Origin of the sequence: Paenibacillus silvestris (genome assembly GCF_009882985.1) — a bacterium.
In the GTDB taxonomy this organism is placed as follows: domain Bacteria; phylum Bacillota; class Bacilli; order Paenibacillales; family NBRC-103111; genus Paenibacillus_E; species Paenibacillus_E silvestris.
The window spans coordinates 621265-635585 of sequence record NZ_WTUZ01000040.1; the positions used below are offsets into that span (position 1 = coordinate 621265).

Annotated in this window: 16 protein-coding genes; 8 read left to right on the forward strand and 8 right to left on the reverse strand. The window is 46.5% G+C overall.

Annotation, left to right across the window (positions count from 1 at the left end):
* Positions 1–4 precede the first annotated feature (4 nt).
* Entirely contained in the window at positions 5–2038 is a 2034-nt protein-coding gene (locus GQF01_RS34840) for a heterodisulfide reductase-related iron-sulfur binding cluster (protein ID WP_161411905.1), read from the reverse strand.
* A 245-nt stretch (positions 2039–2283) separates the two neighbouring features.
* Between GQF01_RS34840 and GQF01_RS34845 the strand changes: the two genes are divergently transcribed.
* The 4 genes from GQF01_RS34845 to GQF01_RS34860 all read left to right on the forward strand — a co-directional run bounded on the left by GQF01_RS34845 (position 2284) and on the right by GQF01_RS34860 (position 5393).
* A complete protein-coding gene (locus GQF01_RS34845) occupies positions 2284–2871 on the forward strand; it encodes a TetR/AcrR family transcriptional regulator (protein ID WP_145654979.1) in 588 nt (195 codons plus the stop codon).
* A gap of 39 nt (positions 2872–2910) precedes the next feature.
* Complete coding sequence (locus GQF01_RS34850; RefSeq protein ID WP_161411906.1) at positions 2911–3675, forward strand: electron transfer flavoprotein subunit beta/FixA family protein; 765 nt, start codon at positions 2911–2913, stop codon at positions 3673–3675.
* Positions 3676–3694: 19 nt separating this feature from the next.
* A complete protein-coding gene (locus tag GQF01_RS34855; protein WP_161411907.1) occupies positions 3695–4678 on the forward strand; it encodes an electron transfer flavoprotein subunit alpha/FixB family protein in 984 nt (327 codons plus the stop codon).
* 298 nt (positions 4679–4976) lie between these two features.
* Positions 4977–5393: an ester cyclase gene (locus tag GQF01_RS34860; protein WP_161412121.1), complete on the forward strand. Its 417-nt coding sequence runs from the start codon at positions 4977–4979 to the stop codon at positions 5391–5393.
* Between the two features lie 79 nt (positions 5394–5472).
* Here GQF01_RS34860 and GQF01_RS34865 read toward each other — a convergent pair whose 3' ends face one another.
* The 4 genes from GQF01_RS34865 to GQF01_RS34880 all read right to left on the reverse strand — a co-directional run bounded on the left by GQF01_RS34865 (position 5473) and on the right by GQF01_RS34880 (position 8205).
* Positions 5473–6417, reverse strand: coding sequence for an alpha/beta fold hydrolase (locus GQF01_RS34865; RefSeq protein ID WP_161411908.1), 945 nt, complete (start codon positions 6415–6417; stop codon positions 5473–5475).
* A gap of 121 nt (positions 6418–6538) precedes the next feature.
* A complete protein-coding gene (locus GQF01_RS34870) occupies positions 6539–6748 on the reverse strand; it encodes a YezD family protein (RefSeq protein ID WP_145654988.1) in 210 nt (69 codons plus the stop codon).
* A 21-nt stretch (positions 6749–6769) separates the two neighbouring features.
* A complete protein-coding gene (locus GQF01_RS34875; protein WP_161411909.1) occupies positions 6770–7600 on the reverse strand; it encodes an alpha/beta hydrolase family protein in 831 nt (276 codons plus the stop codon).
* A 185-nt stretch (positions 7601–7785) separates the two neighbouring features.
* On the reverse strand, positions 7786–8205 hold the full coding sequence (locus tag GQF01_RS34880) for a DUF4395 domain-containing protein (protein ID WP_161411910.1): 420 nt from the start codon (positions 8203–8205) through the stop codon (positions 7786–7788).
* A gap of 418 nt (positions 8206–8623) precedes the next feature.
* Here GQF01_RS34880 and cysT point away from each other — a divergent pair, with 418 nt between their 5' ends.
* The 4 genes from cysT to GQF01_RS34900 are packed head-to-tail and all read left to right on the forward strand — an operon-like array spanning position 8624 to position 12473.
* On the forward strand, positions 8624–9430 hold the full coding sequence (cysT, locus tag GQF01_RS34885) for a sulfate ABC transporter permease subunit CysT (protein ID WP_328803593.1): 807 nt from the start codon (positions 8624–8626) through the stop codon (positions 9428–9430).
* Positions 9427–10233, forward strand: coding sequence for a sulfate ABC transporter permease subunit (locus GQF01_RS34890; protein WP_161411912.1), 807 nt, complete (start codon positions 9427–9429; stop codon positions 10231–10233). The genes cysT and GQF01_RS34890 overlap by 4 nt, the downstream gene beginning before the upstream one ends.
* A 13-nt stretch (positions 10234–10246) precedes the next feature.
* A complete protein-coding gene (locus GQF01_RS34895) occupies positions 10247–11332 on the forward strand; it encodes an ABC transporter ATP-binding protein (RefSeq protein ID WP_161411913.1) in 1086 nt (361 codons plus the stop codon).
* A gap of 34 nt (positions 11333–11366) precedes the next feature.
* Positions 11367–12473: a sulfate ABC transporter substrate-binding protein gene (locus tag GQF01_RS34900; RefSeq protein WP_161411914.1), complete on the forward strand. Its 1107-nt coding sequence runs from the start codon at positions 11367–11369 to the stop codon at positions 12471–12473.
* Between the two features lie 70 nt (positions 12474–12543).
* Here the strand turns inward: GQF01_RS34900 and GQF01_RS34905 are convergent, their stop codons facing one another.
* The 3 genes from GQF01_RS34905 to GQF01_RS34915 all read right to left on the reverse strand — a co-directional run bounded on the left by GQF01_RS34905 (position 12544) and on the right by GQF01_RS34915 (position 14303).
* The gene (locus GQF01_RS34905; protein WP_161411915.1) at positions 12544–13338 is read right to left on the reverse strand and encodes a TIGR00266 family protein; all 795 of its coding nucleotides are present in this window, start codon (positions 13336–13338) and stop codon (positions 12544–12546) included.
* Positions 13339–13415: 77 nt separating this feature from the next.
* The gene (locus GQF01_RS34910) at positions 13416–13691 is read right to left on the reverse strand and encodes a hypothetical protein (RefSeq protein ID WP_161411916.1); all 276 of its coding nucleotides are present in this window, start codon (positions 13689–13691) and stop codon (positions 13416–13418) included.
* A gap of 129 nt (positions 13692–13820) precedes the next feature.
* Positions 13821–14303 (reverse strand): acyl-CoA thioesterase, encoded by a 483-nt coding sequence (locus tag GQF01_RS34915; protein WP_161411917.1) that lies wholly within the window; start codon positions 14301–14303, stop codon positions 13821–13823.
* Positions 14304–14321 lie beyond the last annotated feature (18 nt).

Sequence of the window (14321 nt, forward strand, 5' to 3'; positions counted from 1 at the left end):
TGTCTTAAGCTGTTCCAAATACCGACATAGCTAGAATTTCCGCGATATCTCGCGCTTTGACTCGCTCCTCAACCTCCTTCAGCTTGGTTCCATCCTCCACCATCGTTAAACAATACGGACAGGCCGAAGAGATGACCGTCGGATTCACACTCAATAACTGCTCCGTGCGTGCTACATTAACTCGCGTGCCAGCGGTTTCCTCCATCCACATCATGCCGCCTCCGGCACCGCAGCACATGCTGTTTTCACGAGAACGCGGTTGCTCCACCAATACAGCTCCTGGAATAGCACGCAATATGCTGCGTGGTTCCTCATACACCTCGTTGTAGCGGCCCAGGTAACAAGAATCGTGATACGTGATGCGTTCGTGCACCTCATATTGCGGTTTCAAGCGCCCTTCTTTCACCCATTGATTGAGCAGTTCTGTGTGATGAAAAATGTCGGCCTCCAGGCCAAATTCCGGGTACTCATTTTTGAATATATGATAGGTGTGCGGGCAGGTCGTTACGATTTTCTGAACCTTATACTTTTGAAAAGTCGCAATATTGTCGGCACACAGCTGTTGGAAAAGAAATTCATTCCCCATACGACGGGGGGTATCGCCGGAATTTTTCTCCTCATTCCCCAAAATAGCAAAGGAAATGCCTGCTTCATTCATCAGCTTCACAAAAGCATGCGTAATTTTACGGCTTCGGTTATCATAAGCCCCCATTGAGCCTAGGAAGAATAGATACTCAAAATCGGGATTTTCCTTCACCGTACGGACGTTCAATTCATTACTCGGATCTACTTCCTTCACCCATTTCACACGGTCATTCCGACTGATTCCCCACGGATTCCCTTGACGCTCAATGTTTTGCAGGGCACGCTGTCCGTCATGCGGCATACTGCCTTGCGTCAGAACCAGATGTCTGCGCAGATCTATAATTTTGTCTACATGCTCATTGCCGACTGGACATTGATCCTCGCAATTACGGCAGGTGGTGCAAGCCCAGAGCTCCTCCTCCGTGATGACGCCGCCGATCAGCTCCACATCTAACGGGTTATGCCCGCTATGTGTGGCGAATGCCGCCGCCGGAACCCACGGCGATTTGGACGTGATGGCAGCGCCTTTTTCAGTCAAATGATCGCGCAGCTTCGTAATGAGATGCATGGGTGAAAGCAGCTTGCCTGTCGTATTCGCAGGGCAAACATTCGTACAGCGACCACACTCTACACAGGAGTAGAAATCGAGCATCTGTTTTTGTGTAAAATCCTCGATTTTACCGACACCGAACGATTCTGCCTCCTCATCTTCCAAATCAAGCGAAGCCAGCTTGCCAGTTGGCTCTGTACGTCGGAGCAAAATATTGATTGGCGCAGTAATAATATGAAAATGCTTCGATTGTGGCACATAGATCAGGAAAGAGAGCAAAATCAGCAAATGCATCCACCAGCTGGCATAAAACCCTATCGTCGCTCCTGTATGCGAAAGTCCACTAAATATCCCCGCAAAGACCGATGATATAGGCGCATAACCTGAGGCTCCAAGCCCCTCACGTACCCGTTCAAAACCTCCGCTGACAACGACGGATAACAGGAGGAAAAAGATGAAGAACACAACAATACTAGGCTTCCAGCCCCGCTTGAGACGTTTAAGCTTTTCAATATAACGACGATAGGTCGCATAACCCATAGCCAGCAGAATAAGTGCAACCGTCACTTCCTGAATGAAGGTGAAATAATCGTATCCGGGGACAGGTAACCCACGGCCAATTAATCCTTTTAGAATCAGATCAAGCGCCCCTAGCTGTAAAATAAGAAAGCCATAAAAGATGATGATGTGCATAATGCCGCTTTTCTTATCCTTCAGCAGCTTCGTCTGGCCAAACACTTGAATGGCGAATTCCTTCAACCGAGCCTTGGCTTCCTTTTTCAAATTCACTGACTTTCCTAACTGGATGTACAAATACCGATGGTAGACAATTCGGCCAAATAAGAACAACGCATATCCGGTAACCGCTAGAAACAAGACAAATTGAATGAGTGAACCAATCATGGAGGACCTCCTTACATAAAAAGATAGCGCTTACATTGAAAGATCGTAAAAAAGCAAGTTCCATATGACCCTATTTCCAGAGTTGAAAAATGCTTGTTTGCTTGTGTAAGCCGGCTAACTTTCTTACTTGCTTCTTAGGCTGAATAAGTCGTTGACAAGGCGTACTACGTATTTTATGATGAAATTACAAAAATGAATGAGTATTCATTCACCGATAATTGTATCTTAACACCGAGGTGATCTCCTTGACAAGTAGCAAAAAACCAGACAAGTATTACGCAATTCTCGAAGGCGCTCTGAAAGTATTCGCAGAGAACGGCTTTCACAAATCGCAAGTATCCCGAATTGCCAAGGAAGCTGGTGTCGCGGACGGAACCATCTATTTATATTTCAAAAAGAAGGAGGATATTTTGACCAGTTTGTTCCAAGAGAAACTAGGCGAGCTTGTGGAGAAGTTCAACACGGGTGTCAACGAGCAAATGACTGCGAAACAAGCCCTATATAAAGTTTGTGAAATTCATTTCAGCGAGCTTGAAGGGAATGTCAATCTTGCTTTTCTCACCCAAATTGAGCTGAGACAAAGCGATTTGGAGCTTCGCAAAGAGATTGGCCTTGCCCTCAAGAGATATATTATCCTGATTGAAAATATACTAGAAAGAGGCAAACAAGACGGGAGCTTTCACGCTGATTTTGATGTAAAACTCGTACGGCTTCTCATCTTTGGAGGGATGGATGAAGTTGTGACCTCTTGGCTCATCTCCGGGCAAAAGTATTCTTTAACTGCTCAAGTCGGCCCTACGGTTAACTTTTTCATGAAAGGCATTGAGGCTTAAGGGTCTGTATAACATGTATATTCAGGAAGGAGCTTGGCTATGGACATTTTTGTATTATTGAAGCAAACGTTTGATACAGAGGAGAAAATTGTTCTGCAAGCGGGCACTGTTCAAGAGGATGGCGCCAAATTCGTCATTAATCCTTATGATGAATATGCCGTAGAGCAAGCCATTCAGCTGCGAGATGAATTCGGGGGCAAAGTCACTTTGCTCTCCGTAGGACCAGACAGGACGGCTGAAGCATTGCGCACTGCACTCGCTATGGGCGCAGATGAGGCTATTCTCATCACCGATGAGCGGATTCAGGGCGATGAATACGAGGTCGCTGAAATCTTAGCCCAATTCTTGCGCGGTCAAGCATTCGATCTCGTGCTGGGCGGTAATTTCTCTGTAGACAATGGAGCTGGGCAAGTAGCCATTCGCCTAGCCTCTCTTCTTGATATCCCACATGCTGCTTCCATAACAAAACTTGAAATCTCTGGTGGCGAAGCTGTTGCTCACCGAGATGCTGAGGGGGACATTGAAGTCATTCAGCTTCCGCTCCCTGCCCTCTTCACCGCCCAGCAAGGGTTGAATGAGCCTCGTTACCCTTCCCTGCCAGGCATTATGAAAGCGAAGAAAAAGCCGTTCCAGCATTTAACACTGGATGACATTGAAGGCGCCGCCTCAGGTTCCGCCAAGACGACAAGACTTGAATTAACGCTGCCGCCTGAACGCCAAGCTGGCCGTATTCTCAAAGGCGAACTCGCTCAGCAGGTAACTGAGCTTGTCCAAGCACTACGCAATGAATCCAAAGTGATTTAACAAAAGGGAGGCTACGATTATGGCTAAAACATTTCTCGTTGTCGCCGAGGCTCGCGGTGGCAAGCTGCGTCAAGTATCCTTTGAAGCGTTACGCGCTGCCCAGTTATCTGCTGCTGAAGGTGATAGCATTCATGCTGTACTCATCGGCGGGAGCGGCACCAAAGCTCTAGCAAGCGAACTGGCTGCATACGGCGCAGAATCCATCTATGTTGTAGAGGACGCTGCTCTAGACAACTACAACTCAGAAGCCTATTTGAGCGCATTATTAGCTGTAACTGGCGAGGTAAAGCCAAGTGCATTATATTTCGGCCACACGGCTGCTGGCCGAGATCTGGCACCGCTGGCTGCAGCGAAGCTTGGCGCCGGCCAGCTGTCGGACGTGACGGCGATCTCGCGCAGCGGCGATCGCGTGGCGTTTACTCGGCCGCTTTACGCTGGCAAAGCCGTTGAGAAGAAAGCGTTTACCGACCCGGATGGCACATGGGTCGTCACGATTAGACCGAACAACATCGCCCCGCAAGCGCCAGACGCCTCGCGTCAGGCCCCGGTCATCGATGTTGCCTACCCTGCCCCCTCCCTGCGCAGCATTATTCGGGAGGTGGTCAAAAAAACGTCCGGCACCATCGACTTGGCAGAAGCCAAGATCGTTGTCTCCGGCGGACGGGGCGTGCGCAGCGCCGAAGGCTTCCAGCCGCTCGAAGAGCTGGCTGCCGTCTTGGGCGGCGCTGTTGGGGCATCCCGCGGAGCCTGCGACGCGGGCTACTGCGAATACGCGATGCAAATCGGCCAAACCGGCAAGGTGGTAACGCCGGAGATCTACATCGCGTGCGGCATTAGCGGCGCCATCCAGCACCTTGCGGGGATGAGCTCCTCGCGTGTCATCATCGCGATTAACAAGGATGCCGAGGCGCCGATCTTTAAAGTAGCCGACTATGGCATTGTCGGCGATCTGTTCGAGGTTGTGCCGCTGCTGACCGAGGAGTTCCGGCAGCTGCTGAAGTAGTCGCTCCAGGGTAAATAGGGTCCGCTAATAATAGCAAAAACAGCTGATGTGTCGATCTTAGGGAACTGTGCGCCGCTATTCCTCCGTTTCACGGAGGAATAGCGGCGCATTTTCAGGGCAATTAGGCTCTGCAGTTCCCTCAGATCTTGCATTTCGCTGTTTTTTGCTTGAATAGCGCCCTCTAGTTCCTTTTGCTGCACGCTCCTGAAACTCTGCTCTTGTAATCCTCACGTTACTCCAGTAAACTCATCGTACATTCTCATTTACATTCCAATTGTTAGGAGTCCTCTTTATGTCAATGACACCAACCGAAGTTGTACAACAATTTTTCGCTAAAGCTCGCTCTGGCCTACAACCTGATGCCGCTTTTGATTACATGGCCGAACACGTGCTGGCCCATCAAATGACAGGAGAAAGCGAAACTACCGTTCCCCGCACACCTGCCAATTATGCTGATCACGTCAGAGAAATGATTGCTGCCTATGGTGATTTTCAACTAGTCATTCAAGAAATGATCGCGCAGAACGATCGCGTCTACGTGCGTTGGAAGCAAACCGGTACACATATTGGCGAAGTGGACGGATTTGCTCCTACAGGCAAAACGATTGTCGAGATCGCAAGCGCTGTTTATCGTATCGAAAACGAACGAATCGTCGAGTACTGGATTCAGATCGATCGCGAAGGCATCCGCTTGCAGCTTCAGCGGAATGCTTAGATCACTCACAACTAACAAGATCCCCCATCTAATTGCGCGCAGCAGTGTGTTTGCGTAAATCAATGGGGACTGTTAGCTACTAACCAACCTGCTCATCCAGCCATGCTGCCAAATCAGCCATAACTTCCTCACGATTCACTTCGTTCAGCATTTCATGCCTGCCTCCTGGGTAAAGCTTGCTGCTAACGTTCCGAAGCCCAAGCTCCTCATACATTCGTATGAGCTTCCGCACGCCTTTTCCGTGTCCGCCCACAGGATCTTCTTCGCCCGAAAAAATATAGAGCGGTATCTCCTTCGGTATCCGCTGAACATGATCTGGGCGATGAATCTCCCTCAATCCCCTGAAAAAATCCTTGAAAAAACCTGAGGTGAACACCACGCCACAGTAGGGATCAGCCATGTATTTATCCACTTCCACTGGATCTGAGCTTAACCAGTCGAAGGACGTTCGATTAGGTGCGAATTTTTTATTATACGCGCCAAAAGACAACGATGTTAGCAGTAAACTCCGGTGATGGTCTCCCCGAATGGCTGCTTCAGCAGCCGCTAGAGCAATTCCAGCGCCCAGAGCAGCTCCTTCACGGCCATTCGATCCAGACAATATGATCCCTTGTACTTGGCTAGGGAATCGGCTGAGGTAGGTACCCATGTAAGATTGAGTCAAAAAAGAACCCATACTATGCCCCATCACGAACAAGGGCAGCTTCTCCCGATGCCGCTTATGAATGTGCTCCGTAATTTGACCCATCGTCTCGACCATTCGCTGGAAGCTATTCTTTCCAAATTTGCCTACGGCATCCGGCGATCCGGCTGTTCGCCCATGACCCAAATGATCGTTCGCGTAAACGGCATACCCACTTCTCGTCAGCACCTCAGCTAGTCTCTCATATCTTCCTGCTGTTTCAGCCATACCATGCGCTATTTGTACAAGCCCTTTAATTGTAACCGCTTCCTCAGGAAGCCATTCGTAGACATAATGATTCACATCCTGATCGTCCCGCCAAATAAAATGCTGCTGTAGCATAATTATCTGCGCCCCCCTTCCTAATTTATCTGCTTATATTCTCTTCAGTATACTGCTCTTTCCACATGAAAACAGCCCCTTTCCGAAGAAAGCGGGCTGATCGGTAATATACGTATAATAGCTAAACCTTGCTCGTTTGTTTGACTGATTTTACGGCTTGCAGCTGAGACTGTGATTGCGAAGCCGTGTCAAATCGTTTTCTCTCTGTTTTATCAATTTGCGCAATTTTTCCATCGTGCACGACAATCTGTACCGATCCATATTCTAACCCATTCAACATCTGCTTAATTCGGTCTACCCAAACGTCATCTAACTCTAATGGTTTCGCCATTTCAATTCCTCCGCTTCTTGATCAGATCGTCCAATCATTCCAATCGTTTTTCTGTTTTTGAATGAAGGATAGCCAATTGCTTGTTTTCTCTAATAATTCTTTCGTCGTTCCTGAAGTTGAGTAGGTGTGATCCGCCTGATAAATCAGATCCATATCGCACTGCCCTTCATTTCGTAACCAGAACATCTTTTGATATAAAGGGGCATAATCTACAGGGATCGTTTCATCCGCCGTTCCGTGAATGACGAGAACATCCCCATTAAATTTACGTAGTTGTTCAAAAGGCTGATGCTGAGCCAACGTATCAAAAAAATGGCTGGTTAGTGAATAACCATGATGGTCAATGGCGCCACCAAGTGGCAATTTCTCGTATTCGTTTCTCCCAACGATTCGAACGATATCATTATGCGGGTGGGCTACTGCTGACCAAAGCACAAGAGTTTTAACACGGGAATCTTTCGCTGCTGTCAGAACCGCTGTAGCTCCGCCTAAACTATGTCCAACCAATATCACTCGGCTCAAATCTACGCAATCAATTGTCAACGCATAATCAATCACTCTGCGTGTCTGTTCAATCAAAGTATCCAGCCCGCCTGCACCATAATCCCCGGTGCTATCGCCGCAACCGCCATAATCAAATCGCAAGACCAAATAGCCTTTTGAGCTAAACTCACGCGCTGCCTTCACAAACAACCGATCCACCCCGATTCGGCTGCCGATGAAACCATGACAGATGATAATCAGCGGCCAGCGCTGACAATCAACTTTTGCAGCTCCTGTTTGATTCGTTGGGTAATGCAGTGTAGCGGCCAATTCGATATCGTCGCTTTGTATAGTGATGGCATGCTCCATGATGTTTACTCCCTTTCGTATAATTCCGATAAGATTAGTATGAATTAACTATATACCAATATTAGCATCCGCTTACGAGGGTGTCAATCCTGTTTTTAACATATTTTCTTAAAAATAAGTTGATTTGAAAAACCCTCACTCAAGTTATCCCCCTAAGTAGAGAGTCTTTCCATATTTGGCATTCATTAACCGCGTTTAATTCGGTGTCTACTCACAAATTGCTTGTACTGAAAATAAATCGTGCAGCCTACACAATAGCCTAACAGCGCTGCGCCAGCGGCCAGAAGCAAACCAGCGGCAAAGAGATAACCCACCAATGACCAGCCGACTGCGAAGGCTAAAAAGGATATAGAAAGAAATAAGACTGCCAAAGCGTTGTTAAACTTGGTCAATTCAAGCGCTTGCGTTTCTGTCCTCTTTCTCGGAAAAAACCTCTGTAAGGCTGTTACGAACAGATTCCACTTCGCACCACCAGCTAATCCGAGCACTTGTATAACCCACAGAATTACAATTAACCAAGGCCATTGAAACGCTAAGGCCAGTACAACAAAGATAACAATTCCTGTCTGATTCGCCTTCACAAGGGATAGCGGAACTTCTCTCATCAGCATCACTCCTAATTTGTCTAGCACCTGCCACACAGTCGCTTGAAAACAAAAAACTCCCAACCCCTGCTCGTAAAATAAGAAGCAAAGACGGGAGTCTCCAGTCATCCGGTCGACTTTCGTTAAAATAATAATTCACATTGTTTTACTCGGATATCAATTGATGCCTATGTTACCATCGCCTTATAGCTCAGTCAACGCTTTTTTCAAGAACTTGTCCACGTGCTGGGCTCTTTCCCTGTATCCTTTCATCTAATGTTAAACTCACCTTGACGTACCTTCGTAACATTTATAAATATTTTTGAATAAATCCATAAATATCGGAAATAGGCATATTGACAAATTCGGCCACATACTGATATATTCAATTTAATATTCCGAGTAAAGCACTATGATTAATATTAATGGGTGGTGTAAAGTGATTAACACGGTATTTAAAGCTACGGTTCGATCTGTGCTTATTGGCTATCTGATTGTACTTCTGCTCATTCCGATTGGCGCCATTTATTTCAAAGGTTTTTCCTTAGGATGGGAGCCCTTTTGGCAGGAAGTAACAGGACCACTAGCCTGGAAATCCATTTTGCTTACAGTCAAACTAAGTATTGTCTCAACAATTATTCAAGCCATTGTAGGCACCATCATCGCTTATGTTCTTGTAAGATATACATTCCGAGGCAAGAGCATCTTGAACAGTATGGTCGACCTTCCCTTCTCACTGCCAACCTCTGTGGCAGGACTTATGTTCCTAACCTTGCTTGGACCGTCTAGTCCACTAGGCGCCTGGCTCGATCACGCCGGTATTAAGCTGCTCTACAATCAGACAGCCATTGTCATCGGCTTGGTATTCGTTACATTCCCATTCGTGATTCGAACCGTTCAACCACTGCTTGAACAAATTGATCCCGCTGAAGAGCAAGCCAGCTTCACACTAGGCGCGAGCAGATTCTATACGTTCTGCCGAATTGTTTTTCCTGCTATTTTCCCCGGTATTCTTGCCGGCAGCATGCTTGCCTTTTCCCGATCACTAGCCGAATTTGGCGCCATCTCATTGATCTCCGGTAATTTGCCAGGAAAAACGATGGTTGCTTCGGTCTATATATACGGTGAGACGCAGAACTATAATCCTGAAGGCGCGGCCGCGATTTCTCTTGTGCTCCTTACATTGTCACTCCTTATTTTATGGATCATCAATGTATTGACACGCGGAAAGGGGCGCCTAGCATGAGAAAAATTTTAATTAGCATTTCGTTTCTCGTCATTTTCTTATTAATTATGCTGCCGTTCCTAGGCATTACCTTTGGCGCTTTTGAAGAAGGTCCGCAAGCCTTTATCGATGCTCTTGTAAGACCCGAAGCGCTGCATGCTTTGAAAATCTCATTTATTATCGTCCTTATCGTTACTTTACTTAATACAATCGTCGGTGTTTACATTTCACTAGAAATCGTTAGAGGTTCCTGGATCTCTCGCTGGTTGAAGCCAGTGATCAATGCTCTGATTGATTTGCCTTTTGCCGTATCACCAGTCATCGTCGGTTTAATGGTCATCTTGATTTTCGGACCCAATACGGCGCTTGGCGCATTCTTCGAAGATCATAACATGAAGATCGTTTATGCCATTCCCGGTATGATTCTTGCTACGATGTTCATTACATTTCCTCTTATGGTTCGTGAGGTCGTTCCATTGCTCGAAGAAATCGGTACACAATCCGAAGAAGCTTCGGCTACGCTTGGCGCTGGTCCATGGCGTACCTTCTTTCAAATCACATGGCCAGGTATTCGCTGGGGTGTCGTGTACGGACTCATTTTAACTGTTGCAAGATCGCTTGGTGAATTCGGCTCTATCTTAGTTGTCTCAGGCAATATCATCAACCAGACGCAGACGGCTACAACACTCGTGTATCAAGATGCTGAGCAGTTCCAGCTCGTTGCAGCGAACAGTGTCGCATTTGTGCTCGGACTCATCTCAATTACGATTTTGCTAACACTCGAGTGGTTGAAAAGAAGAAGCGAAAAATTAAGCAGTCATTAAGGAGGAACCCTGTATGCATATCGAAGTTAAAAATTTGAATAAAAATTTCGGAGCTTTTCATGCCATCAAAGATGTTAATTTCAGCATTACGAAAGGGCATCTCGTTGGTTTAATCGGTCCCAGCGGCGGCGGTAAAACGTCTATTCTACGCATGTTGTCTGGCCTCGAGAGTCCCACGACAGGTGACATTTATTTCGATGGGAAGCTTGCTACACATCTGCCTGTTCAAGAAAGAGGAATTGGCTTCGTTTTTCAAAGCTATGCCCTTTTTAAACATATGACCGTTTTTGACAATGTCGCTTATGGCCTCAAAGTTCTTAAAAAACCGAAAGAAGTCATCCATGACCGAGTCACGTATCTACTGAACCTAATGGGACTTGCCGGCAATGAGCGCAAATATCCGCATCAGCTTTCAGGTGGACAACGTCAACGCGTTGCTTTCGCAAGAGCATTAGCTCCTGAGCCGCAATTATTGCTGCTCGATGAACCTTTTGCAGCAATCGATGCCAAAATTCGTAAAGAACTGCGCCTTTGGCTGCGCAATTTGATCGATGAATTTAAAGTCACCACCCTCTTCGTCACCCATGACCAAGATGAAGCCATCGAAGTTGCTGATGAAATCATTCTCGTTCAAGGTGGGAAAATCGAACAGCAAGGCAGTCCTTGGGAAATTTATACGAAGCCGGCCTCCTCATTCGTCGCATCTTTCATTGGTGAGTCTAATGTTATCTCACAATATACGCCGCTAGTTGGGTTCCCCTACTTAAATGAGATTCAACAGGACGGCAAATGGCTGCCAGATGTGAACGTGTTGATTCGACCTGAATCCATCGAGGTTCGTCCGCACGATGTTAGCCATCTAGCCACAGCTGGTGAGAAAGGTACTGTAACGCATGTCCATTTCCGCGGTGACTCCTGGTATCTGGAAATCGATACAGGTTCAATCAAGCTGTTTGCTTATCAATCCGTAAAAGAAAAAATTTATCGTCCCGGCGATGAAGTAAATATTTTGATCCATCAGATTTCCGTCTTTACGAAAACTGAGAATGTCGTCATTGAAAATCAGGCTAAACAAGATCCGCTGCCTGTTTTTATATAAAAATAAGCTTAGAAATGAAGGGGAGTTGTAAACCATGAAAAAATTCAAATCACTAGGCCTTATCACTGCTGCGTTATTCACTGCAAGTATCACGCTTACAGCATGCGGAACAGGAACAAAATCGGCGAGCACACCTGCTCCATCAGCTGCAGCAACAGCAGCAGCTACGGCTAAGGCAAGCACAGCACCTAAAGCCGAAAAAGTAACGATCACGATTGGTGCATATTCCATTCTTAAAGACTCTTTCGATGTCATTTTGCCTAAATTTAAAGAAGAGTGGAAAAAGAAAACCGGTCAAACCGTAGAATTCCAAGAATCCTATGTGGCATCCGGTTCACAAGCTACCGCGATTATCCAAGGTTTTGAAGCGGATATTGCCCCTCTTTCCCTAGAAGGAGATATCCAAAAAATCGTAGAAAAAGGCTTGATCACTCACGACTGGAAAAACAACCCTTACAAAGGCAATATCACTGCTTCCATCGCGGCCATCGGTGTTCGTGAAGGCAATCCCAAAGGCATTAAAGACTGGACTGACTTAACGAAGCCAGGCGTGGAAGTATTGATTCCAAACCCAAGCACCTCCGGTGGAGCCAAATGGGACATTAACGCGATTTATGGCGCAGGTCTCAAAACTTCTGAAGCTGCTGGCAAAAAAGATCCTGCCTTCGCCAAAGATTATTTGGCTAAAGTCTACAAAAACATTAAAGTACTTGATAAAAGCGGCGCTGATTCCCTTGCCACTTTCGATAAAGGCGTAGGCGATGCCATCGTCACATATGAAAATGAGCTCATTTCCCGAATTCAATCCGGCAAAAAATATGTGGAAGTTATCCCACAATACACGACTACAATTGAAAACCCAGTTGCACTCATTGATAAAAACGTAGATAAACATGGCAATCGCGAAGCGGTTCAGGCATTCCTTGACTACCTATGGAGCCCTGATGCTCAAAAAGTATTCGCAGACAAAGGCTTCCGCTCCGTACTGCCGGAAGTTGCTAAGCAATACGAGAAAAATTACACAACACCTGCTGGCGTATTCAACATCGAATATCTTGGCGGTTGGGATAAAGTCAACAAAGAACTGTATGGCAAAGGCGCAATCTGGGAGACCATCCTCGCAGAAGGCGGATCCAAATAAGACAGCCCCAAAAAAGCCCGGAGCGAATGTGAAATTCGCTGCCGGGCTTTCTTCATGCTGACATTAGAACTTATCTTCCGTCCCCATCGAGTAAATTACCTAAACCGCCTAAGATGCTTCCCTCTTCTTTCCTGCCGCCTGCTCTTGACGCCGATGCCATACGATCTGCCAGCCTACTGAACGGCAAGGATTGAATCCACACACGACCTGGTCCGCGGAGCGTTGCGAAGAATAAGCCTTCACCGCCAAATAACGCTGTTTTCACACCTTTCACCATCTCGATATCATAATCCACCTCTTGCGTCATGGCCACCAAGCAGCCTGTATCTACACGGATGACTTCACCTGGACGAAGCACACGCTCGCTAATCGATCCGCCAGCATGTACGAAGGCAAGGCCATCGCCTTCAATTTTCTGCATAATAAAGCCTTCGCCGCCGAAGAAACCTGCTCCTAATTTACGTTGAAACGCAATGCCAACGGAAACACCTTTCGCTGCGCAAAGGAAAGAATCTTTTTGACAAATCAGTCGTCCTCCAAGCATCGACAAGTCCATCGGGATAATTTTACCGGGATAAGGCGCTGCAAAATTCACTTGCTCCTTACCGCTGCCGCTTTGGTTCGTGAAAACCGTCATAAACAAGCTCTCGCCGGTTAATAAACGTTTGCCCGCTCCTAGAAGTTTACCCATGAACCCTTTGTTATCACTGCTGCCATCCCCAAAAACCGTCTCCATCTGAATGTTCTGATCCATCATCATCATGCTTCCGGCTTCCGCCACGACGCTTTCACCTGGGTCTAACTCGATTTCTACATACTGCATTTCATTGCCTAAAATACGATAATCAATTTCATGTGCATTCATTGTGAGATTACCTCCGAATAGTTTAAGTTGAAAATAAATCCGATTTTATTTCAATACGATGTTTGTTCTTGTAGGTTTCAAGGGTTTCTTATTTTCTTCCTAACATAGCTTCCTGATAAATATGTAACGACACCGATGACCATAATTGTCAAAATCTCAATCACCACTTCAGCAGGTGCAGCCTTAATCCCGAAAGCAACTTTACTGCTTCCGAAGTTCATTGCAGCATACGATCCACGGATGTCCGGCACGTATTTCAATGTGGTATAGAAACCCATTAACACTTGAAAAGCATAGTACACAATGACTAAAGTAATGGCGAAGATCAAAGAACGGAATATCCTTTTTCCCATTAAGAGCTCCTTTCGAGTCTAAATATGTTTATATTTTCCATAATAATCCTTTTCGCGTGAATACTCCAGTTTGCAAGAGGCATTAAAAAAAGCAGACCCCACAAGGGATCTGCTCGATGTCGATGTCGACTACAGGTGTAAATTTCGCTCCTCTTTCCGAAGCTTGCGTGCGGCATATCGCATTTCGGCCGTTTCGAAAAGTCGTTTCTCCTCTTCCGTCTCGGGAATAATGCCCGGAACCGCAACAGGCTGGCCATATTCATCCAAGGCGACGAAAGTTAAATAGGAATTGGCTGTGCGTTTCTTCTCGCCGGTTAACAGGTTTTCCGATTCGATTTTCACGAATACTTCCATTGAACTTCGGTGCGTCCAAGTGACGAACGCCTCTAGCTGAATAGCTTCACCAAGCTTAACAGGCGCATAAAAATCCAAGCTGTCGCTTGAAGCGGTGACAACCCCCCTGCGCGAATGGCGCATGGAAGCGATTGTTGCAACTTTGTCGATGTATTGCATCACACGTCCGCCAAACACGGTATTGTGATAATTCGTGTCAGCAGGCAAAATAATTTCGGTCAACACGGTTCGGGAGAGTCTTGCTGGTTTAGCTTCCATGTCGTTTCCTCCTGATGA